The following is a 22003-nucleotide window of genomic DNA, read 5'->3' on the forward strand; positions in this document are numbered from 1 at the left end:
ATTTTAAAATGGCTAAAAAAGGTAAAAAATACGTCGAAGCTGCCAAGCTTGTAGAGCGTACAAAAGCTTACGACGTAAACGAAGCGATTGAGCTTGTGAAAAAAACAAACACAGCTAAATTTGATGCTACTGTTGAAGCAGCATTCCGTTTAGGTGTTGACCCTCGTAAAAACGACCAGCAAATCCGTGGTGCAGTTGTACTTCCAAACGGAACAGGCAAAACTCAGCGCGTTCTTGTTTTCGCTAAAGGTGAAAAAGCGAAAGAAGCAGAAGCTGCTGGTGCAGACTACGTAGGCGATGCAGATTACATCAACAAAATTCAGCAAGGCTGGTTTGATTTTGATGTGATCGTTGCGACTCCTGACATGATGGGTGAAGTCGGTAAAATCGGACGCGTGCTTGGACCAAAAGGTCTTATGCCAAACCCTAAAACAGGAACGGTTACATTTGAAGTTGAAAAAGCAGTCAACGAAATCAAAGCGGGTAAAGTTGAATACCGCGTTGATAAAGCAGGAAACATTCACGTTCCAATCGGAAAAGTGTCATTCGAAGAAGGCAAGCTTGTAGAAAACTTCGCGACAATGTACGACACAATTTTGAAAGCGAAACCTGCTGCTGCTAAAGGTGTATACGTGAAAAACGTTTCTGTTACATCTACAATGGGACCTGGAATCAAAGTGGACCCTTCAACTTTCAACGTAAAATAATATTGACTTTTGATAAGACGTTCTGATATAATTCAAAACGTTGTAAAAATAAAATATGTCCATTTATACCGTAGACAGTAGGTGCCGGTAAGGCTTAATTTCCTACCGAGGTGTATATATATCACAGCTCTAGCGTTACGTATGCTTGTATATACAGCCTCCATGTCGAATGGAGGCTTTTTATATGGAACATGTCGTTAAAGAACGTGATCACCGAACGGTATAAGTGTTACACAGATGAATCTTACAGGAGGTGTAACCATGAGCAGCGCAATTGAAACAAAAAAAGTTGTTGTTGAAGAAATTACTTCTAAACTGAAAGAAAGTAAATCAACGATCATCGTTGACTATCGCGGCCTTAACGTAGCTGAAGTAACAGAACTTCGTAAACAGCTTCGCGAAGCTAACGTTGAGTTCAAAGTGTACAAAAACACGATGACTCGCCGTGCGGTTGAACAAGCTGAACTTGATGGTTTGAACGATTTCTTAACAGGACCGAATGCGATTGCATTCAGCACTGAAGATGTTGTCGCTCCAGCTAAAGTTCTTAACGAGTTTGCTAAAAAGCACGAAGCTCTTGAAATCAAAGCTGGCGTAATCGAAGGCAAAGTGTCTACAGTAGAAGAAGTGAAAGCTCTTGCTGAACTTCCATCTCGCGAAGGCTTGCTTTCTATGTTGCTTAGCGTACTTCAAGCTCCAGTTCGCAACCTTGCTCTTGCAACTAAAGCTGTTGCAGAACAAAAGGAAGAACAAGGCGCTTAATATTGTCAGTATCTAAAAAATAAAACAAAATGGAGGAATTACAAATGGCTTTAAATATCGAAGAAATCATTGCTTCCGTTAAAGAAGCAACTGTACTTGAATTGAACGACTTAGTAAAAGCAATCGAAGAAGAATTTGGCGTAACTGCTGCTGCTCCTGTAGCTGTAGCTGGCGGAGCTGCTGCTGGCGGTGCTGCTGAAGAAAAAACTGAATTTGATCTTGTTCTTGCTGGTGCAGGAGATCAAAAAATCAAAGTTATCAAAGTGGTTCGTGAAATCACTGGTCTTGGCTTGAAAGAAGCTAAAGAACTTGTTGACAACACTCCAAAACCTCTTAAAGAAGGTATTGCGAAAGAAGAAGCTGAAGAGCTTAAAGCTAAACTTGAAGAAGTTGGCGCTTCTGTAGAAGTTAAGTAATCTTCACCTAATCTTTAGGGGAAAGCTCGCTTTTAAAAGCGAGCTTTTTCTTTGCTAATTAATTGTAGTCCCTTCCGCATAAGATAAGCCATCTTGTTTCAAGATATCTGGAGAGTTCACCAACTGAGGAGGTTCTGTGATGACTGACCATTATTATTCGGAAAAACCTTCAGCAAAAAGCAGCAGATCAACGTGGGCATTTCACTTGAGAAACCGGACGTTTACTTTTATCAGCGACAGCGGAGTTTTTTCAAAAAGAGAAGTGGACTTTGGCTCAAGGCTGCTGATTGAAGCTTTCCGGGAACCGGATGCAGAAGGTGATTTTTTGGATGTAGGCTGCGGCTATGGCCCGATTGGTCTTTCGCTTGCTGCGGATTTCGAAGATCGAATGGTTCACATGATCGATGTTAATGAAAGAGCTGTCGAACTTTCGAAGGAAAACGCGTTAAATAATCAGATCGACAACATAAAGATCTATCAGAGTGATCTGTTTGCCAACGTCGAACCTGCAAAAAAATTCGCTTCTATTATTACTAATCCCCCCATACGCGCCGGGAAAAAAACTGTGCACGCCATCTTTGAAAAAAGCGCTGAACATTTGCGGCCTTCAGGAGAGCTGTGGGTCGTCATTCAGAAAAAACAAGGCGGGCCTTCTGCCATTGAAAAATTAAAAGAACTTTTTGCGGACGTTGAAGTCGTTCAAAAAAAGAAAGGGTACTATATCATCAAAGCAAAAAAAGTTTGACTCGGATTTTCAGCTATGTTAATATTATAAAATGCCAATGTATATATTTTGCTGCTGTTTTTAAGAAACGCCTAGGTTTGTATAAAATATACATTATTGGGAACACTAATAAAATCGGTATTTTGTTTTTGGATGTGGTTTTCTAAATTAGAAACCCTTTTTTCTTTTGTCTTGTAAAAGTATTTCTTACATATTTGCGGAAGAAATGCTTGTTACACATATATTACGCATGATTTGAGGGGTGAATCAGTTGACAGGTCAACTAGTTCAGTATGGACGACACCGCCAGCGCAGAAGCTATGCACGCATTAGCGAAGTGTTAGAATTACCAAATCTCATTGAAATTCAAACCTCTTCTTATCAGTGGTTTCTTGATGAGGGTCTTAGAGAGATGTTTCAAGACATATCGCCAATTGAGGATTTCACTGGTAACCTCTCTCTGGAATTTATCGACTACAGCTTGGGCGAGCCTAAGTATCCGGTAGAAGAATCAAAAGAGCGCGATGTGACCTACTCAGCTCCGCTGCGGGTTAAAGTTCGCTTAATCAACAAAGAGACCGGCGAAGTAAAGGATCAGGATGTCTTCATGGGTGATTTCCCTATTATGACAGACACTGGAACCTTTATTATCAACGGTGCGGAACGGGTCATTGTATCTCAGCTCGTTCGTTCTCCAAGTGTATATTTTAGTGGTAAAGTAGACAAAAACGGTAAGAAAGGTTTTACCGCGACTGTCATTCCAAACCGTGGCGCATGGTTAGAATACGAGACTGATGCGAAAGATGTTGTTTATGTACGCATCGATCGCACACGTAAGTTGCCGGTTACGGTTCTTTTGCGTGCTCTTGGCTTCGGATCTGACCAAGAGATCATTGATCTCATCGGTGAAAACGAGTATTTGCGCAATACGCTTGATAAAGATAATACGGAAAACACCGATAAAGCGCTTCTTGAAATCTACGAGCGTCTTCGTCCAGGAGAGCCGCCTACAGTAGAAAACGCAAAAAGCCTGCTTGATTCAAGGTTCTTTGATCCGAAAAGATATGACCTTGCAAGTGTAGGACGTTATAAAATTAATAAAAAGCTTCACATCAAAAACCGACTGTTTAATCAGCGGCTTGCTGAAACGCTGGTCGATCCTGAAACAGGCGAAATCCTTGCCGAAAAAGGCGCGATTTTAGACAGAAGAACGCTTGACAAAGTTCTGCCGTACCTTGAAAACGGAATCGGTTTTAAAAAGCTGTATCCGAACGGCGGAGTTGTCGAAGATGAAGTGACACTTCAGTCTATCAAAATCTATGCCCCGACAGATCAAGAAGGGGAGCAGACAATCAATGTGATTGGAAATGCTTATATTGAAGAAGGCGTTAAAAATATTACACCTTCTGATATTATCTCTTCCATCAGCTATTTCTTTAACCTCCTTCACGGAGTGGGCGATACCGATGATATCGACCATTTAGGAAACCGCCGTCTCCGTTCAGTGGGAGAGCTTCTGCAAAACCAATTCCGTATCGGTTTAAGCAGAATGGAGCGTGTTGTTCGTGAAAGAATGTCTATTCAAGATACAAACACGATCACGCCGCAGCAGCTGATCAATATTCGCCCTGTCATCGCATCAATCAAAGAGTTTTTCGGAAGCTCTCAGCTTTCTCAGTTTATGGATCAGACGAATCCGCTTGCTGAGCTGACGCATAAGCGCCGTCTGTCAGCGCTCGGACCGGGCGGTTTGACCCGTGAGCGCGCAGGAATGGAAGTCCGTGACGTTCACTATTCCCACTACGGCCGGATGTGTCCGATTGAAACCCCTGAGGGTCCAAACATCGGCTTGATCAACTCGCTTTCTTCATTCGCGAAAGTGAACCGTTTCGGCTTCATCGAAACGCCGTATCGCCGCGTTGATCCTGAGACTGGAAAAGTAACGCCGAGAATCGATTACTTGACAGCTGATGAAGAAGACAACTATGTCGTTGCCCAGGCAAACGCACGCCTGAATGATGACGGATCTTTTGTGGACGACAGCATCGTCGCCCGTTTCAGAGGGGAGAACACCGTTGTTCCGAAAGACCGCGTCGACTATATGGACGTTTCGCCTAAACAGGTTGTCTCTGCCGCGACTGCATGTATTCCTTTCTTGGAAAACGATGACTCAAACCGCGCCCTTATGGGAGCGAACATGCAACGTCAGGCTGTACCACTTATGCAGCCTGAATCGCCGATCGTCGGAACCGGAATGGAATATGTGTCTGCGAAAGACTCCGGTGCCGCTGTTATTTGCCGCCACCCTGGTATCGTTGAACGGGTGGAAGCGAAAAACATCTGGGTGCGCCGCTATGAAGAAGTCGACGGCCAGAAAGTCAAAGGGAACCTTGATAAATACAGCCTGCTGAAGTTTGTTCGTTCCAACCAGGGAACTTGCTACAACCAGCGTCCGATCGTAAGTGTCGGTGATGAGGTTGTAAAAGGTGAAATTTTAGCTGACGGTCCGTCCATGGAAAAAGGTGAGCTTGCCCTTGGACGCAACGTCATGGTCGGCTTTATGACATGGGATGGCTACAACTACGAGGATGCCATCATCATGAGCGAACGCCTTGTAAAAGACGACGTATACACGTCTATTCATATTGAAGAATACGAATCAGAAGCCCGGGATACTAAGCTCGGACCTGAAGAAATCACACGCGATATTCCAAACGTCGGTGAGGACGCTCTTCGCAATCTCGATGAACGCGGAATTATCCGTGTCGGTGCTGAAGTAAAAGACGGAGATCTTCTTGTTGGTAAAGTAACGCCTAAAGGTGTTACTGAGCTTACAGCTGAAGAACGCCTGCTTCACGCCATCTTCGGGGAAAAAGCGCGTGAAGTCCGCGATACGTCGCTGCGTGTACCTCACGGAGGCGGCGGTATCATCCTTGATGTAAAAGTGTTCAACCGCGAAGACGGAGACGAACTGCCTCCGGGCGTTAACCAGCTCGTCCGCGTCTACATCGTTCAGAAGCGTAAAATTTCTGAAGGGGATAAAATGGCCGGACGCCACGGTAACAAAGGTGTTATTTCGAAAATCCTTCCGGAGGAAGATATGCCGTATCTGCCTGACGGAACGCCGATTGACATCATGTTAAACCCGCTGGGCGTACCATCGCGTATGAACATCGGGCAGGTGTTGGAGCTTCACCTTGGTATGGCTGCACGCCGCCTCGGTCTCCATGTCGCGTCACCGGTATTTGACGGTGCCCGTGAAGAAGATGTGTGGGAAACGCTTGAAGAAGCCGGCATGTCAAGGGACGCAAAAACCGTCCTTTACGACGGCCGAACTGGAGAGCCGTTTGACAACCGTGTTTCTGTCGGTATCATGTACATGATCAAACTGGCTCACATGGTTGACGACAAATTGCACGCACGTTCAACTGGTCCTTACTCACTCGTTACTCAGCAGCCTCTCGGAGGTAAAGCGCAGTTCGGTGGACAGCGTTTTGGAGAGATGGAAGTTTGGGCGCTTGAAGCTTACGGTGCAGCATATACGCTTCAAGAAATCCTGACTGTTAAATCGGATGATGTCGTAGGCCGTGTGAAAACATACGAAGCCATCGTAAAAGGCGACAATGTTCCAGAACCTGGTGTTCCGGAATCGTTCAAAGTATTGATCAAAGAGCTTCAAAGCTTAGGTATGGACGTCAAAATTCTATCAAGCGACGAAGAAGAAATCGAAATGAGAGACTTGGAAGACGACGAAGACGCGAAACAAAACGAAGGCCTTTCTCTGCCGAATGATGAAGAGTCCGAAGAGTTCGTTTCTGTTGACGCAGAACGCGATGTCGTCACAAAAGAATAAATGAATTATATACGCAAGTGACAGGGTATAACCCGAAGATAAAAAGGGAGGTAGGCCCCTTGCTGGATGTGAACAATTTTGAGTATATGAACATCGGTCTCGCTTCACCTGACAAAATCCGTTCATGGTCTTACGGAGAAGTGAAAAAGCCTGAAACAATCAACTATCGTACTTTGAAACCTGAAAAAGATGGTCTCTTCTGCGAGCGCATTTTCGGTCCTCAAAAGGACTGGGAATGCCACTGCGGAAAGTACAAGCGGGTTCGTTATAAAGGCGTAGTCTGTGACCGTTGTGGAGTTGAAGTAACCCGGGCTAAAGTCCGTCGTGAGAGAATGGGGCATATCGAGCTGGCAGCCCCGGTTTCTCACATCTGGTATTTTAAAGGAATCCCGAGCCGTATGGGTCTTGTGTTGGATATGTCTCCGCGCGCATTGGAAGAAGTCATTTACTTTGCTTCTTACGTCGTAACAGATCCGGCCAATACACCGCTTGAGAAAAAACAGCTTCTTTCTGAAAAAGAGTACCGGGCGTACCTTGATAAATACGGAAATAAGTTCCAAGCATCAATGGGTGCTGAAGCGATTCATAAGCTCCTTCAGGATATCGACCTCGATAAAGAAGTGGATATGCTGAAAGAAGAGCTTAAAACGTCACAAGGACAGCGCCGCACACGTGCGATCAAACGTCTGGAAGTATTGGAAGCCTTCCGCAACTCCGGAAATAAGCCGTCATGGATGATCCTGGACGTTCTTCCAGTCATTCCGCCTGAGCTGCGACCTATGGTACAGCTTGACGGTGGACGTTTTGCAACTTCCGACCTGAACGATTTGTACCGCCGTGTCATCAACCGTAACAATCGTTTAAAACGTCTCTTGGATCTTGGAGCGCCAAGCATTATCGTTCAAAACGAAAAGCGCATGCTTCAAGAAGCCGTGGACGCTTTGATCGATAACGGACGCAGAGGCCGTCCTGTTACAGGTCCGGGAAACAGACCGTTAAAATCCCTTTCTCACATGCTGAAAGGTAAACAAGGCCGTTTCCGTCAAAACCTTCTCGGTAAACGTGTAGACTACTCAGGCCGTTCGGTTATTGTCGTAGGTCCGAACCTGAAAATGTATCAATGCGGTCTTCCGAAGGAAATGGCGCTGGAACTATTCAAGCCATTCGTCATGAAAGAGCTTGTTGAAAAAGGTCTTGCCCACAACATTAAGAGTGCGAAGCGTAAAATTGAGCGCGTTCAGCCGGAAGTCTGGGATGTCCTTGAATCAGTTATCAAAGAACACCCTGTGCTTCTTAACCGTGCACCTACGCTTCACAGATTGGGTATTCAGGCGTTTGAGCCAACGCTTGTTGAAGGTCGTGCCATCCGTCTTCATCCGCTTGTATGTACGGCATACAACGCTGACTTTGACGGAGACCAAATGGCGGTTCACGTTCCTTTATCAGCAGAGGCGCAAGCTGAGGCGCGCATTCTTATGCTCGCTGCGCAAAACATCCTGAACCCTAAAGACGGAAAACCGGTTGTTACGCCGTCTCAGGATATGGTACTTGGAAACTACTATCTGACGCTGGAACGCGCTGGTGCAGTCGGCGAAGGTATGGTTTTCAAAGATACGGATGAAGCGCTTCTTGCTTATCAAAACGGATATGTTCATTTGCATACGAGAGTAGCCGTTGCGGTTAACTCCTTGAAAAATGAAACATTTACAGAAGAACAGCGTTCCAAGCTGCTCATTACAACTGTCGGAAAACTGATCTTCAACGAAATTCTTCCGCCGTCGTTCCCGTACATGAACGAACCGACGAAGAGCAACATTGAAGAAAAAACGCCTGACCGTTTCTTCTTGGATTACGGTGCAGATGTTAAAGAGGCCATTAAGAACCAGGAAATCAACCAGCCGTTCAAAAAAGGCATTTTGGGTAAAATCATTGCGGAGATCTTCAAAAGATTCCATATTACAGAAACATCAAAAATGCTTGACCGCATGAAAAACCTCGGCTTTAAATATTCTACAAAAGCCGGAATTACGGTCGGTGTTTCCGATATCGTCGTATTGGACGACAAACAGGAAATCCTTGAAGAAGCGCAAGGAAAAGTCGATAACGTGATGAAGCAGTTCAGACGCGGTCTGATAACTGAAGAAGAGCGTTATGAACGGGTCATTTCCATCTGGAGTGCAGCTAAAGATACGATCCAAGGCAAGCTGATGAAATCCTTGGATGAAATCAACCCGATCTACATGATGAGTGATTCCGGAGCCCGGGGTAACGCATCAAACTTTACGCAGCTTGCGGGTATGCGCGGTCTGATGGCCAACCCGGCTGGACGGATCATCGAACTTCCGATCAAGTCAAGTTTCCGCGAAGGTTTAACGGTACTCGAGTACTTTATTTCTACTCACGGTGCGCGTAAAGGTCTTGCGGATACGGCCCTGAAGACAGCCGACTCAGGTTACCTGACACGCCGTCTCGTAGACGTAGCCCAAGACGTCATCATTCGTGAGACTGACTGCGGTACGGACCGAGGCATTCTTGCCAAAGCCATCACGGAAGGCACAGAAGTGATCGAGCGTCTTGAAGAGCGTCTTGTCGGCCGATTCGCGAGAAAACCTGTTAAACATCCGGAAACAGGTGAAATGCTCGTGAATGAAAACGAGCTGATCGACGAAGATAAAGCGCTCGAAATTGTCGAAGCAGGCATTGAAGAAGTGTGGATCCGCTCCGCATTTACATGTAATACGTCACATGGTGTATGTAAACGATGCTACGGCCGCAACCTGGCAACAGGAACCGATGTCGAAGTCGGGGAAGCAGTCGGAATCATCGCTGCCCAGTCCATTGGTGAGCCGGGTACACAGTTAACGATGCGTACCTTCCATACGGGCGGGGTTGCCGGAGACGATATTACACAAGGTTTGCCGCGTATCCAGGAATTGTTTGAAGCGCGAAACCCTAAAGGTCAAGCAACAATCTCTGAAATTGACGGTGTCGTGGCCGAAATTAATGAAGTCCGCGATAAACAGCAGGAAATCGTCGTTCAGGGCGAAGTTGAAAGCCGTTCATATACGGCGCCTTACAATGCACGCTTGAAAGTCACTGAAGGAGAGAAAATTTCCCGTGGTCAAGTACTGACAGAAGGTTCGGTCGATCCGAAAGAACTTCTGAAAGTTACTGACATCACCACGGTTCAAGAATACCTCCTTCATGAAGTGCAGAAGGTTTATCGTATGCAAGGGGTTGAAATCGGAGATAAGCACGTCGAGGTTATGGTTCGCCAGATGCTTCGCAAAGTGCGTGTCATCGATGCCGGCGACACGGAAGTGCTGCCAGGCACGCTGCTCGATATTCACCAGTTTACAGAAGCAAACAAAAAAGTTCTGCTTGAAGGCAAACGCCCTGCAACAGGCCGTCCGGTGCTTCTTGGTATCACCAAAGCATCGCTTGAAACGGATTCCTTCCTGTCTGCCGCGTCATTCCAGGAAACAACACGTGTCCTGACAGATGCAGCGATCAAAGGAAAACGTGATGAGCTTCTCGGTCTGAAAGAGAATGTTATCATCGGTAAGCTTGTTCCTGCTGGAACGGGTATGCTGAACTACCGTAAAGTGAAGCCGGTATTGCAAGTCCAATCATCTGATGAAATGGTTCCGGCTGAATAGATAAAAAAATCCTAAAGAAGGATGTCACTAAAAATTGTCATCATATGTTGACATCCTTCTTTCAGGATGATAATATAACCAAGGTGCTCAATTTAAACCTGTTACTTTGGAGGATATATGATGTCTTATGATAAAGTATCACAGGCTCAATCTATTATTATCGGTACGAAGCAGACAGTCAAAGCACTGAAGCGCAATTCTGTTAAGGAAGTCGTCGTAGCAAAAGACGCTGATCCTTGTCTGACGTCTGGTGTTATTAACCTGGCAAATGAACAAGGGGTTCCCGTCTCAATGGCAGAGTCCATGAAAAAGCTCGGCAAAGCCTGCGGAATTGAAGTCGGAGCTGCAGCTGTTGCCATTATTCAATAACGTACTCGTTGTTTTTGCTTTTATGCAAAGGCATTGTTTTTTGCTTTTAAATGAACCACCTGGGTATGTGGGTTATAAAACATGATGAAGGGAGGAAATACAAAATGCCTACAATTAATCAGCTAGTCCGCAAAGGACGCGTAAGCAAAGTTGAAACATCTAAGTCTCCAGCACTTAACAAAGGATACAACAGCTTCAAGAAAGAGCACACTAACGTATCTTCACCACAAAAACGCGGAGTATGTACCCGTGTTGGTACAATGACACCGAAGAAGCCGAACTCAGCGCTTCGTAAATATGCCCGTGTTCGCTTAACTAACGGAATCGAGGTTACGGCCTACATTCCTGGTATCGGACACAACCTGCAAGAGCACAGTGTCGTATTGATCCGCGGTGGACGTGTAAAAGACTTACCGGGGGTACGCTACCACATCGTGCGTGGCGCACTTGATACTGCCGGAGTTGAAAACCGTGCACAAGGCCGTTCTAAATACGGTACAAAACGTCCTAAGAAAAAATAATTCCGTTTAAATACAAATAATAGGGTTTTTAAAAGCAAGGAGTTCTGGCAATGCTGTTAAGGGCATCAGGCTTTTCGCGCCAAGCGTCAGTTTGATCCCGGCAGCTGAACCGTGAAATCCCTCTGCTTACTGTAAACCCGTAACAAGAGAAGGGAGGATAATCAGATGCCACGTAAAGGTCCTGTAGCAAAAAGAGACGTTTTACCTGATCCGCTTTACAACTCTAAACTGGTTACTCGTTTGATCAACAAAATGATGATCGACGGTAAAAAAGGTAAAGCTCAAACAATCCTATACAAGTCATTCGATATTATTAAAGAACGTACCGGCAACGATGCAATGGAGGTTTTCGAACAAGCATTGAAGAACATCATGCCTGTGCTTGAAGTTAAAGCACGCCGCGTAGGTGGTGCGAACTACCAAGTACCTGTAGAGGTTCGTCCTGAACGCCGTACGACTCTTGGACTTCGCTGGTTAGTAAACTACGCTCGTCTTCGCGGAGAAAAAACGATGGAAGAGCGTTTAGCTAACGAAATCCTTGATGCAGCTAACAACACTGGTGCTGCTGTTAAGAAACGTGAAGATACTCATAAGATGGCTGAAGCAAACAAAGCGTTCGCTCACTATCGCTGGTAATCTCACACGACAAAATATTATTCCCTAAGAAGGAAGGAGAAAAGACCCAATGGCAAGAGAGTTCTCCTTAGAAAAAACTCGTAATATCGGAATCATGGCTCACATCGATGCCGGTAAAACGACAACAACTGAACGTATCTTGTTCTACACAGGCCGTATCCATAAAATTGGTGAAACTCATGAAGGGGCTTCCCAAATGGACTGGATGGAGCAGGAACAAGAACGCGGTATCACAATCACATCTGCTGCAACAACTGCACAGTGGAAAGGCTACCGCGTAAACATCATCGACACACCAGGACACGTAGACTTCACAGTTGAGGTTGAACGTTCCCTGCGCGTACTTGATGGTGCCGTTGCCGTTCTTGACGCACAATCAGGCGTTGAGCCGCAAACTGAAACAGTTTGGCGTCAGGCAACAACTTACGGAGTACCTCGTATCGTATTTGTCAACAAGATGGACAAAACGGGTGCGGACTTCCTTTACTCTGTAGGAACTCTTAGAGACCGTCTTGAGGCGAACGCTCACGCGATCCAATTACCGATTGGCGCCGAAGACAATTTCGAAGGGATCATTGACCTTGTAGAAAACGTTGCGTACTACTATGAAGATGATCTCGGAACACGCTCTGATGCGCGTGAAATCCCTGCTGAGTACAAAGACAAAGCTGAAGAGCTTCGCGCTAGCTTGATTGAAGCTGTCGCTGAGCTTGATGAAGAGCTTATGATGAAGTACTTGGAAGGCGAAGAAATTACAGTTGACGAGCTGAAAGCGGCAATCCGCAAAGGAACTTGTAACGTTGAGTTCTATCCGGTTCTTTGTGGTTCAGCTTTCAAAAACAAAGGTGTTCAATTAGTGCTTGACGCAGTTCTTGACTACCTGCCAGCTCCAACTGACGTACCAGCAATCAAAGGTACTCTGCCTGATTCTGAAGAAGAGGTTACTCGTGAGTCTTCTGACGACGCACCTTTCTCAGCACTTGCATTTAAAGTTATGACTGACCCTTACGTTGGTAAATTGACATTCTTCCGTGTGTACTCAGGAACACTTGATTCCGGTTCATACGTAAGAAACTCAACAAAAGGCAAACGTGAGCGCGTCGGCCGTATTTTGCAAATGCACGCCAACAGCCGTGAAGAAATTTCTACTGTGTACGCAGGGGATATCGCTGCTGCTGTAGGTTTGAAAGACACGACTACAGGGGACACGCTTTGCGACGAGAAAAACCTTGTTATTCTGGAATCAATGGAATTCCCTGAGCCTGTTATCCACGTTGCAATCGAGCCTAAATCTAAGGCTGACCAAGACAAAATGTCTACTGCACTGGCTAAATTGGCTGAAGAGGATCCAACATTCCGTGCGCATACTGACGTTGAAACAGGTCAAACGATCATCGGCGGTATGGGTGAGCTTCACCTTGATATCATCGTTGACCGTATGAAACGCGAATTTAAAGTTGAAGCCAACGTTGGTGCACCTCAAGTTGCGTATCGTGAAACATTCCGTGCGAGCGCGCAAGTTGAAGGTAAATTCGTACGTCAGTCTGGTGGACGCGGACAGTTCGGACACGTTTGGATCGAATTCTCTCCAAACGAAGAAGGAAAAGGCTTTGAGTTCGAAAACGCAATTGTCGGTGGTGTCGTTCCTCGTGAATACATTCCGGCTGTTCAAGCAGGGCTTGAAGATTCACTTCAAAACGGTGTAATCGCAGGTTACCCTGTAATCGACATCAAAGCGAAACTGTTTGACGGTTCTTATCACGATGTCGACTCTAACGAAATGGCGTTTAAAATCGCTGCTTCAATGGCGCTTAAAAACGCGGCAAGCAAGTGTAACCCGGTTATTCTTGAGCCGATCTCCAAAGTTGAAGTCGTTATCCCAGAAGAATACATGGGAGACATCATGGGTGACATTACATCACGTCGCGGTCGCGTAGAAGGTATGGAAGGACGCGGAAACGCTCAAGTCGTTCGCGCGATGGTTCCACTTTCTGAAATGTTCGGTTACGCTACGGCTCTCCGTTCAAACACACAAGGACGCGGTACGTTCACAATGGTCTTCGACCACTACGAAGAAGTGCCTAAGAGCATCGCTGATGAGATCATCAAAAAAAATCAAGGTGAATAATTGATTTTGCCTCTTCATTAAAGTATAAATACTATTGTAAGATGAGAAAGTGAAACATTGCTTTCACTTTCTATCACTCTATATAACAAAAACTAACCTTTTTAAGGAGGATTTTCAGAATGGCTAAAGAAAAATTCGACCGTTCCAAATCACATGCCAACATTGGTACAATTGGACACGTTGACCATGGTAAAACTACATTAACAGCTGCTATCACTACTGTGCTTCATAAGAAATCTGGTAAAGGTACTGCTATGGCATACGACCAAATCGACGGTGCTCCAGAAGAGCGTGAGCGCGGTATTACAATCTCTACTGCACACGTTGAGTACGAAACTGACAACCGTCACTATGCACACGTTGACTGCCCAGGACACGCTGACTATGTTAAAAACATGATCACTGGTGCTGCGCAAATGGACGGCGCGATCCTTGTTGTTTCTGCTGCTGACGGCCCAATGCCACAAACTCGTGAGCACATCCTTCTTTCTCGTAACGTAGGTGTGCCTTACATCGTAGTATTCTTGAACAAATGCGACATGGTAGACGACGAAGAGCTTCTTGAGCTAGTTGAAATGGAAGTTCGCGATCTTCTTTCTGAGTATGAGTTCCCTGGTGACGATGTACCAGTTATCAAAGGTTCTGCTCTTAAAGCTCTTGAAGGAGATGCTCAGTACGAAGAAAAAATCTTTGAACTGATGGCTGCTGTTGACGAGTACATCCCAACTCCAGAGCGTGAAACTGACAAACCATTCATGATGCCTGTTGAGGACGTATTCTCAATCACAGGTCGTGGAACAGTTGCTACTGGACGCGTAGAGCGCGGACAAGTTAAAGTCGGTGACGAAGTTGAAATCATCGGTCTTCAAGAAGAAAACAAGAAAACAACTGTTACAGGTGTTGAAATGTTCCGTAAGCTTCTTGACTATGCAGAAGCTGGAGACAACATCGGTGCACTTCTTCGCGGTGTATCTCGTGAAGAAATCCAACGCGGTCAAGTACTTGCTCAACCAGGTACAATCACTCCGCACAAAAAATTCAAAGCTGAAGTTTACGTTCTTTCTAAAGAAGAGGGTGGACGTCACACTCCATTCTTCTCTAACTACCGTCCTCAGTTCTACTTCCGTACAACTGACGTAACTGGTATCATTCAGCTTCCAGAAGGCGTAGAAATGGTTATGCCTGGAGACAACATCGAAATGACTGTTGAATTGATTTCAACAATCGCGATCGAAGACGGAACTCGCTTCTCTATCCGTGAAGGCGGACGTACAGTTGGTTCTGGCGTTGTTTCTTCTATCATCGAATAATACTTATAAAATAAAAAAACGAGATCCAGCCGGGTCTCGTTTTTTATTTACGCCGTTATTGAAATGGGATTTATTTTCCGCCTGTAAGTCCTTGATTAACACTGCTTGAATCTGTATAATAAAAAAAGTGTGCAAAAGCCGGTAATATTCAATATTACCTTGCAACTTGCCTATAAATTTTGTATAATAGTGCATGTTGGTCTTTGACTGCGATGAAGTGAGAGGTTGCTGACACACCCGGCCGCTTTGCCATGGCAAGGTGATTCAGGTTTTTCTCACGGAGAATTGTCTAATGTAAGTAGGCGAAAAGGAGGGAAAATAATGGCAAAACAAAAAATTCGTATTCGTTTAAAAGCGTATGATCATAGAATCCTTGATCAATCTGCTGAGAAGATTGTTGAAACGGCTAAACGTTCCGGAGCCAGTGTTTCTGGTCCGATTCCGTTGCCAACTGAGAAATCAGTTTACACAATCCTTCGTGCGGTGCACAAATACAAAGATTCTCGTGAGCAATTCGAAATGCGTACACATAAACGTTTAATCGACATTGTGAACCCAACACCACAAACTGTCGATGCTTTAATGCGATTAGATTTACCATCTGGTGTCGATATCGAAATTAAACTTTAATCTAAAATATAGAATGATTTTTATAGGAGGTGTGACGAATGACCAAAGGAATCTTAGGAAGAAAAATTGGTATGACGCAAGTTTTCGCAGAAAACGGTGATCTTATTCCGGTAACTGTTATCGAAGCTGCTCCTAACGTTGTACTTCAGAAGAAAACTTCTGAAAACGACGGCTATGAAGCGATTCAGATCGGTTTTGACGACAAGCGTGAGAAGCTTGCCAACAAACCAGAAAAAGGACACGTTGCAAAAGCGGAAACTGCTCCTAAGCGCTTCGTTAAGGAATTACGCGGAGTGGATATGGATGCGTATGAAGTTGGTCAGGAAGTCAAAGTTGATATTTTCTCTAACGGAGAAGTCGTAGATGTAACAGGTACATCGAAAGGTAAAGGTTTCCAAGGTGCTATCAAACGCCACGGACAATCTCGCGGACCTATGTCTCACGGTTCACGCTACCATCGCCGTCCTGGTTCAATGGGACCGGTAGATCCTAACCGTGTATTCAAAGGAAAACTGTTGCCTGGACGTATGGGCGGAGAGCAAATCACTGTTCAAAACCTTGAAATCGTAAAAGTGGATGCAGAGCGCAACCTTCTTTTAGTTAAAGGTAACGTTCCTGGTGCAAAAAAATCACTAGTCACTGTTAAAAGTGCTGTTAAATCTAAATAATTCTCTTAGGAAAGGAGGAAATTGATCATGCCAAAAGTAGCTTTATATAACCAAAACGGTTCTACTGCTGGTGATATCGAATTAAACGACTCTGTATTTGGAATTGAGCCAAATGAGAGCGTAGTATTCGACGCTATTCTTATGCAAAGAGCTTCCTTACGTCAAGGAACTCATAAAGTAAAAAATCGTTCGGAAGTACGTGGCGGAGGTCGCAAACCTTGGCGTCAAAAAGGTACCGGCCGTGCTCGTCAAGGATCTATCCGTTCACCGCAATGGCGCGGAGGTGGTATCGTATTCGGTCCTACACCACGCAGCTATGCATATAAATTACCGAAAAAAGTTCGCCGCTTGGCTATCAAATCAGCATTGTCTTCTAAAGTGAATGACAACAACTTGATCGTTCTTGAAGATCTTAATCTTGATGCGGTTAAAACAAAAGAAATGGCAGCTATCCTTAAAGGTCTGTCTATCGAGAAGAAAGCTTTAATCGTAACTGCGGATGCAAACGAGACAGTTGAACTATCTGCTCGCAACCTTCCTGGAGTTACTGTTGTTGAAGCTAACGGAATCAACGTCCTCGATGTTGTCGGTCACGAGAAGCTTGTGATGACGAAAGCAGCGGTTGAAAAAGTAGAGGAGGTGCTTGCATAATGAAAGATCCTCGTGATGTTCTAAAGCGCCCCGTCATTACTGAACGTTCTGCTGATTTAATGACTGAAAAAAAATACACGTTTGAAGTAGACGTAAAAGCTAACAAAACTGAAGTAAAAGACGCTGTTGAACAAATCTTTGGAGTGAAAGTTGAAAAAGTCAACATCATGAACTACAAAGGGAAATTCAAACGTGTCGGCCGCTACTCTGGTATGACAAACAAACGCAGAAAAGCGATTGTTAAGCTTACTGAAGACAGCAAAGAAATCGAAATTTTTGAAGCTTAATCACTTGTAAAAAGAAGGAGGGAAATTCAAAATGGCGATTAAAAAGTACAAACCGACCTCTAACGGACGTCGCGGCATGACTTCTTCTGATTTCGCGGAAATCACGACAGATCAGCCGGAAAAATCCTTGCTTTCACCGCTTCACAAAAAAGGCGGACGCAACAACCAAGGTAAATTAACTGTACGTCATCAAGGCGGCGGTCATAAACGCCAATACCGTATTATCGACTTCAAACGCGATAAAGATGGTATACCTGGACGCGTTGCTACAGTTGAGTACGATCCAAACCGTTCAGCTAACATTGCTCTAATTAACTATGTAGACGGAGAAAAACGCTACATCTTGGCTCCTAAGGGCCTTCAAGTAGGTACTGAAATTATGTCAGGTCCAGAAGCTGACATTAAAGTAGGTAACGCACTTCCACTGATCAACATCCCTGTTGGTACAGTTGTGCACAACATTGAATTAAAACCTGGAAAAGGCGGACAGCTTGTACGTTCAGCTGGTACATCTGCCCAAGTTCTTGGTAAAGAAGGAAAATACGTTCTTGTACGTCTGAACTCCGGTGAAGTTCGCATGATTCTTTCAGCTTGCCGCGCAACAATCGGTCAAGTGGGTAACGAACAGCATGAACTGATCAACATCGGTAAAGCAGGACGTTCACGCTGGAAAGGCATCCGTCCTACAGTTCGTGGTTCTGTTATGAACCCTAACGATCACCCGCACGGTGGTGGTGAAGGACGCGCTCCAATCGGACGTAAATCACCTATGTCTCCATGGGGTAAACCAACTCTTGGATTCAAAACTCGTAAGAAAAAGAACAAATCAGATAAATTCATCGTACGTCGTCGTAAAAATAAATAACGGGGTTGTCTACGGTTCATATCGGACCGTAGTGCAATCACGAAGGGAGGTTCCAAAATGGCTCGCAGCTTAAAAAAAGGACCATTTGTCGATGATCATCTAATGACAAAAATCGAGAAATTAAATGAAGCGGATAAGAAACAAGTTGTGAAAACTTGGTCTCGCCGTTCTACTATTTTCCCGCAATTTATCGGTCACACAATCGCAGTCTATGATGGACGCAAACATGTGCCTGTTTACATCTCTGAAGATATGGTAGGTCACAAGTTGGGTGAATTCGCACCGACTCGTACTTACAAAGGTCATGCTAGTGATGACAAAAAAACAAGACGCTAATGAGAGGAGGCTTTTAAATGCAACAAGCTAAAGCTGTCGCAAGAACAGTCCGTATTGCTCCTCGTAAGGCACGTCTAGTAATGGACCTGATTCGAGGCAAGCAAGTAGGTGAAGCAGTATCGATCTTAAACCTTACGCCAAAAGCTGCTTCCCCGATTATTGAAAAAGTTTTAAAATCTGCTATCGCTAACGCTGAGCACAACTACGAAATGGATGCAAACAACCTGGTAGTTACTCAAGCTTACGTAAACGAAGGCCCTACGTTGAAAAGATTCCGTCCGCGCGCTATGGGACGTGCAAGCCAAATCAACAAACGTACGAGCCACATTACTATCGTTGTATCAGAAAAGAAGGAGGGATAACTCGTGGGTCAAAAGGTAAATCCAGTCGGTCTTCGTATTGGGGTTATACGTGATTGGGAATCTAAGTGGTACGCTGGCAAAGATTACGCTGACTTCCTTCACGAAGATCTAAAAATCCGTGAATTTATTAATCAACGCCTGTCTGACGCTTCTGTTTCTAAAGTAGAAATCGAGCGTGCGGCAAACCGTGTAAATATTACGATCCACACAGCTAAGCCTGGTATGGTTATCGGTAAAGGCGGTTCTGAAGTCGAAGCGCTTCGCAAAGCCCTTAACAGCCTTACTGGCAAGCGTGTACACATTAACATTCTTGAAATCAAAAGAGCTGATCTTGATGCTCAGCTAGTTGCTGATAACATTGCTCGTCAATTGGAAAACCGTATCTCTTTCCGTCGTGCGCAAAAGCAACAAATCCAACGCACAATGCGCGCTGGTGCACAAGGAATTAAAACAATGGTTTCCGGTCGTCTTGGCGGCGCTGACATCGCTCGTTCTGAATACTACAGTGAAGGAACTGTTCCATTGCACACACTTCGTGCAGACATCGACTATGCTACATCTGAAGCTGACACAACTTACGGTAAGCTTGGTGTAAAAGTCTGGATCTATCGTGGAGAGGTTCTTCCTACTAAGAAGAAAACTGAGGAAGGAGGAAAATAATATGTTAATGCCAAAACGCGTTAAATATCGCAGAGAGCATCGCGGAAAAATGCGCGGCCGTGCGAAAGGCGGCACTGAAGTGCATTTCGGTGAATATGGTATCCAAGCTCAAGAATCTTCTTGGATCACAAACCGCCAAATCGAAGCTGCACGTATTGCGATGACTCGTTACATGAAACGTGGCGGTAAAGTTTGGATCAAAATTTTCCCTTCTAAGCCTTATACAGCTAAGCCTCTAGAGGTTCGGATGGGTTCCGGTAAAGGTGCTCCTGAAGGATGGGTAGCTGTTGTAAAACCGGGCAAAGTTTTATTTGAAATTTCTGGTGTGTCTGAGGAAGTCGCTCGCGAAGCTCTTCGTCTTGCATCTCACAAATTGCCAATTAAAACGAAGTTCGTAAAACGTGAAGAAATTGGTGGTGAATCAAATGAAAGCTAATGAAATTCGTGACCTTACCACTGCTGAAATTGAACAAAAAGTAAAGTCTCTTAAAGAAGAACTTTTCAATCTTCGCTTTCAATTAGCGACAGGACAACTTGAAAACACTGCTCGCATTCGTGAAGTGCGCAAGTCAATCGCGCGCATGAAAACTGTGATTCGGGAAAGAGAAATTGCTGCCAACAAATAATTCCGGAGGGAGGTTCTCTAAAACATGAGCGAACGCAATCAGCGCAAAGTCTACCAAGGACGTGTTGTTTCTGACAAAATGGATAAAACCATTACTGTCGTTGTAGAAACTTACAAAAAACATTCACTCTACGGTAAACGCGTAAAGTACTCTAAAAAATTCAAAGCACATGATGAAAATAACCAAGCTAAAATCGGAGACATCGTAAAGATTATGGAAACTCGTCCATTATCTGCGACTAAACGTTTTCGTCTAGTTGAAGTTGTCGAAGAAGCTGTTATTATCTAATAAAGTTCGGAAACCTTTTTCCGAAGGGAGGTAACAAATAATGATTCAACAAGAGACTCGTTTAAAAGTAGCTGATAACTCTGGCGCCCGTGAAGTATTAACAATCAAGGTGCTTGGTGGTTCTGGACGCAAAACAGCTAACATTGGTGATGTCATTGTTTGCACGGTTAAACAAGCAACACCAGGAGGCGTTGTCAAAAAAGGTGATGTCGTGAGAGCTGTAATCGTACGTTCTAAGAGCGGTGCACGCAGAAATGACGGATCCTACATCAAATTCGATGAGAATGCATGTGTTATCATCCGTGACGACAAAAGCCCGCGCGGAACTCGTATCTTCGGACCTGTAGCACGTGAACTTCGTGATAACAACTTCATGAAAATTGTTTCTCTAGCTCCAGAAGTACTTTAATGATATCAATGCCGGACTAAGGAGGTGCGATCAGGATGCATGTTAAAAAAGGCGATAAAGTAATGGTTATCTCTGGTAAAGATAAAGGGAAACAAGGTGTGATCCTTGCAGCTTTCCCTAAAAAAGACCGCGTAATCGTTGAGGGTGTCAACATGGTGAAGAAGCACGCAAAGCCGACTCAAGCAAACCCTCAAGGCGGAATTTTAAATCAAGAGGCGCCAATTCATGTGTCAAACGTAATGCCGCTCGATCCTAAAACAGGTGAAGTGACTCGCGTAGGATACAAAGTAGAAAATGGCAAAAAAGTTCGTGTTGCAAAAAAATCTGGGCAAGTTCTAGATAACTAGTAATAAAGGAAGGGAGGTCTATCTCATGAACCGCCTTAAAGAAAAGTACAATAAAGAAATTACACCTGCATTAATGAAAAAGTTCGAATACAAATCTGTGATGCAAGTGCCTAAAATCGAAAAAATCGTAATCAACATGGGTGTTGGTGACGCTGTTCAAAACGCTAAAGCTATCGATAGCGCTGTTGAAGAACTAACGTTTATCGCTGGTCAGAAACCTGTCGTTACTCGTGCGAAGAAATCTATTGCTGGATTCCGTCTTCGTGAAGGAATGCCAATCGGTGCGAAAGTAACTCTTCGCGGAGAGCGCATGTACGATTTCCTTGATAAACTAATTTCTGTTTCTTTACCGCGTGTACGTGACTTCCGCGGAATTTCAAAAAAATCTTTTGATGGTCGCGGAAACTACACACTAGGAATCAAAGAACAGCTGATCTTCCCTGAAATTGACTATGATAAGGTAACTAAAGTTCGCGGTATGGACATCGTTATTGTAACGACTGCCAACACTGATGAAGAAGCTCGTGAACTGTTAACTCAATTAGGTATGCCATTCCAGAAATAATCAATGAAAGGGAGGCGAAATCGTGGCTAAAAAGTCAATGATTGCGAAACAAAAACGCACACCGAAGTTTAAAGTACAAGAGTACACTCGCTGCGAACGCTGCGGCCGTCCGCACTCTGTTATTCGTAAATTTAAACTTTGCCGTATTTGTTTCCGTGAACTTGCATATAAAGGACAAATTCCTGGCGTTAAAAAAGCCAGCTGGTAATCCCCGTTTATGGGAA

At 44.6% G+C, this 22003-nt stretch carries 26 protein-coding genes and 1 other annotated feature; all 26 genes read left to right on the plus strand.

The genetic code is table 11. The annotated features are described in order from the left end of the window. Positions 1 to 8: 8 nt before the first annotated feature. The 26 genes from rplA to rpsN all read left to right on the plus strand — a co-directional run bounded on the left by rplA (position 9) and on the right by rpsN (position 21987). On the plus strand, positions 9 to 707 hold the full coding sequence (rplA, locus tag MKX80_RS00680) for a 50S ribosomal protein L1 (protein WP_043925496.1): 699 nt from the start codon (positions 9 to 11) through the stop codon (positions 705 to 707). A 50-nt stretch (positions 708 to 757) separates the two neighbouring features. After that, positions 758 to 899, plus strand: a sequence feature (ribosomal protein L10 leader region). A gap of 69 nt (positions 900 to 968) precedes the next feature. Further along, a complete protein-coding gene (gene rplJ / locus MKX80_RS00685) occupies positions 969 to 1469 on the plus strand; it encodes a 50S ribosomal protein L10 (protein WP_003178304.1) in 501 nt (166 codons plus the stop codon). A 44-nt stretch (positions 1470 to 1513) separates the two neighbouring features. Further along, positions 1514 to 1885 carry a 50S ribosomal protein L7/L12 gene (gene rplL / locus MKX80_RS00690; RefSeq protein WP_003178305.1) on the plus strand — a complete coding sequence of 124 codons (372 nt, stop codon included), beginning with the start codon at positions 1514 to 1516 and terminating at the stop codon, positions 1883 to 1885. A 139-nt stretch (positions 1886 to 2024) separates the two neighbouring features. Next, positions 2025 to 2630 (plus strand): class I SAM-dependent methyltransferase, encoded by a 606-nt coding sequence (locus MKX80_RS00695; RefSeq protein ID WP_154999853.1) that lies wholly within the window; start codon positions 2025 to 2027, stop codon positions 2628 to 2630. 250 nt (positions 2631 to 2880) lie between these two features. Then, positions 2881 to 6462 (plus strand): DNA-directed RNA polymerase subunit beta, encoded by a 3582-nt coding sequence (gene rpoB, locus MKX80_RS00700; RefSeq protein ID WP_216931277.1) that lies wholly within the window; start codon positions 2881 to 2883, stop codon positions 6460 to 6462. Between the two features lie 59 nt (positions 6463 to 6521). Continuing rightward, on the plus strand, positions 6522 to 10121 hold the full coding sequence (gene rpoC, locus MKX80_RS00705; protein ID WP_182069548.1) for a DNA-directed RNA polymerase subunit beta': 3600 nt from the start codon (positions 6522 to 6524) through the stop codon (positions 10119 to 10121). 120 nt (positions 10122 to 10241) lie between these two features. Next, positions 10242 to 10490 (plus strand): 50S ribosomal protein L7ae-like protein, encoded by a 249-nt coding sequence (locus MKX80_RS00710; protein ID WP_011197481.1) that lies wholly within the window; start codon positions 10242 to 10244, stop codon positions 10488 to 10490. A gap of 104 nt (positions 10491 to 10594) precedes the next feature. Beyond that, positions 10595 to 11011 carry a 30S ribosomal protein S12 gene (gene rpsL, locus MKX80_RS00715; RefSeq protein ID WP_003178315.1) on the plus strand — a complete coding sequence of 139 codons (417 nt, stop codon included), beginning with the start codon at positions 10595 to 10597 and terminating at the stop codon, positions 11009 to 11011. A 165-nt stretch (positions 11012 to 11176) separates the two neighbouring features. Beyond that, a complete protein-coding gene (rpsG, locus tag MKX80_RS00720; RefSeq protein WP_003178317.1) occupies positions 11177 to 11647 on the plus strand; it encodes a 30S ribosomal protein S7 in 471 nt (156 codons plus the stop codon). Positions 11648 to 11696: 49 nt separating this feature from the next. Further along, positions 11697 to 13775: an elongation factor G gene (gene fusA / locus MKX80_RS00725; protein WP_154995473.1), complete on the plus strand. Its 2079-nt coding sequence runs from the start codon at positions 11697 to 11699 to the stop codon at positions 13773 to 13775. Between the two features lie 119 nt (positions 13776 to 13894). Further along, positions 13895 to 15085, plus strand: coding sequence for an elongation factor Tu (gene tuf, locus MKX80_RS00730; protein ID WP_003178321.1), 1191 nt, complete (start codon positions 13895 to 13897; stop codon positions 15083 to 15085). Positions 15086 to 15406: 321 nt separating this feature from the next. Further along, positions 15407 to 15715, plus strand: a complete 309-nt coding sequence (rpsJ, locus tag MKX80_RS00735) for a 30S ribosomal protein S10 (RefSeq protein WP_003156464.1) — start codon at positions 15407 to 15409, stop codon at positions 15713 to 15715. Between the two features lie 38 nt (positions 15716 to 15753). Beyond that, complete coding sequence (gene rplC, locus MKX80_RS00740) at positions 15754 to 16383, plus strand: 50S ribosomal protein L3 (protein WP_075752548.1); 630 nt, start codon at positions 15754 to 15756, stop codon at positions 16381 to 16383. A 27-nt stretch (positions 16384 to 16410) separates the two neighbouring features. Continuing rightward, positions 16411 to 17034 carry a 50S ribosomal protein L4 gene (gene rplD / locus MKX80_RS00745; protein ID WP_003178327.1) on the plus strand — a complete coding sequence of 208 codons (624 nt, stop codon included), beginning with the start codon at positions 16411 to 16413 and terminating at the stop codon, positions 17032 to 17034. After that, on the plus strand, positions 17034 to 17321 hold the full coding sequence (gene rplW / locus MKX80_RS00750) for a 50S ribosomal protein L23 (protein WP_003178328.1): 288 nt from the start codon (positions 17034 to 17036) through the stop codon (positions 17319 to 17321). Before rplD ends, rplW begins: the two co-directional genes overlap by 1 nt. 31 nt (positions 17322 to 17352) lie before the next feature. Next, positions 17353 to 18186: a 50S ribosomal protein L2 gene (gene rplB, locus MKX80_RS00755; RefSeq protein WP_154999533.1), complete on the plus strand. Its 834-nt coding sequence runs from the start codon at positions 17353 to 17355 to the stop codon at positions 18184 to 18186. Positions 18187 to 18243: 57 nt separating this feature from the next. Then, positions 18244 to 18522 (plus strand): 30S ribosomal protein S19, encoded by a 279-nt coding sequence (rpsS, locus tag MKX80_RS00760; RefSeq protein ID WP_003178334.1) that lies wholly within the window; start codon positions 18244 to 18246, stop codon positions 18520 to 18522. A gap of 17 nt (positions 18523 to 18539) precedes the next feature. Beyond that, the gene (gene rplV / locus MKX80_RS00765) at positions 18540 to 18884 is read left to right on the plus strand and encodes a 50S ribosomal protein L22 (RefSeq protein ID WP_020449862.1); all 345 of its coding nucleotides are present in this window, start codon (positions 18540 to 18542) and stop codon (positions 18882 to 18884) included. Between the two features lie 3 nt (positions 18885 to 18887). Continuing rightward, positions 18888 to 19544 carry a 30S ribosomal protein S3 gene (rpsC, locus tag MKX80_RS00770; RefSeq protein ID WP_003178339.1) on the plus strand — a complete coding sequence of 219 codons (657 nt, stop codon included), beginning with the start codon at positions 18888 to 18890 and terminating at the stop codon, positions 19542 to 19544. Position 19545: 1 nt separating this feature from the next. Next, on the plus strand, positions 19546 to 19980 hold the full coding sequence (gene rplP, locus MKX80_RS00775) for a 50S ribosomal protein L16 (protein ID WP_003178341.1): 435 nt from the start codon (positions 19546 to 19548) through the stop codon (positions 19978 to 19980). Beyond that, complete coding sequence (rpmC, locus tag MKX80_RS00780) at positions 19970 to 20170, plus strand: 50S ribosomal protein L29 (RefSeq protein ID WP_003178343.1); 201 nt, start codon at positions 19970 to 19972, stop codon at positions 20168 to 20170. Before rplP ends, rpmC begins: the two co-directional genes overlap by 11 nt. A 24-nt stretch (positions 20171 to 20194) precedes the next feature. Next, a complete protein-coding gene (gene rpsQ, locus MKX80_RS00785) occupies positions 20195 to 20458 on the plus strand; it encodes a 30S ribosomal protein S17 (protein ID WP_003178345.1) in 264 nt (87 codons plus the stop codon). Positions 20459 to 20498: 40 nt separating this feature from the next. Continuing rightward, positions 20499 to 20867 (plus strand): 50S ribosomal protein L14, encoded by a 369-nt coding sequence (gene rplN / locus MKX80_RS00790; protein WP_075752546.1) that lies wholly within the window; start codon positions 20499 to 20501, stop codon positions 20865 to 20867. A gap of 35 nt (positions 20868 to 20902) precedes the next feature. Next, on the plus strand, positions 20903 to 21214 hold the full coding sequence (rplX, locus tag MKX80_RS00795) for a 50S ribosomal protein L24 (RefSeq protein ID WP_154999532.1): 312 nt from the start codon (positions 20903 to 20905) through the stop codon (positions 21212 to 21214). Positions 21215 to 21239: 25 nt separating this feature from the next. Next, positions 21240 to 21779, plus strand: coding sequence for a 50S ribosomal protein L5 (gene rplE, locus MKX80_RS00800; RefSeq protein ID WP_003178352.1), 540 nt, complete (start codon positions 21240 to 21242; stop codon positions 21777 to 21779). 22 nt (positions 21780 to 21801) lie between these two features. Then, a complete protein-coding gene (gene rpsN, locus MKX80_RS00805; protein ID WP_003178353.1) occupies positions 21802 to 21987 on the plus strand; it encodes a 30S ribosomal protein S14 in 186 nt (61 codons plus the stop codon). Positions 21988 to 22003 lie beyond the last annotated feature (16 nt).

Source organism: Bacillus sp. FSL K6-0972, from assembly GCF_037976035.1.
GTDB lineage: Bacteria > Bacillota > Bacilli > Bacillales > Bacillaceae > Bacillus > Bacillus haynesii.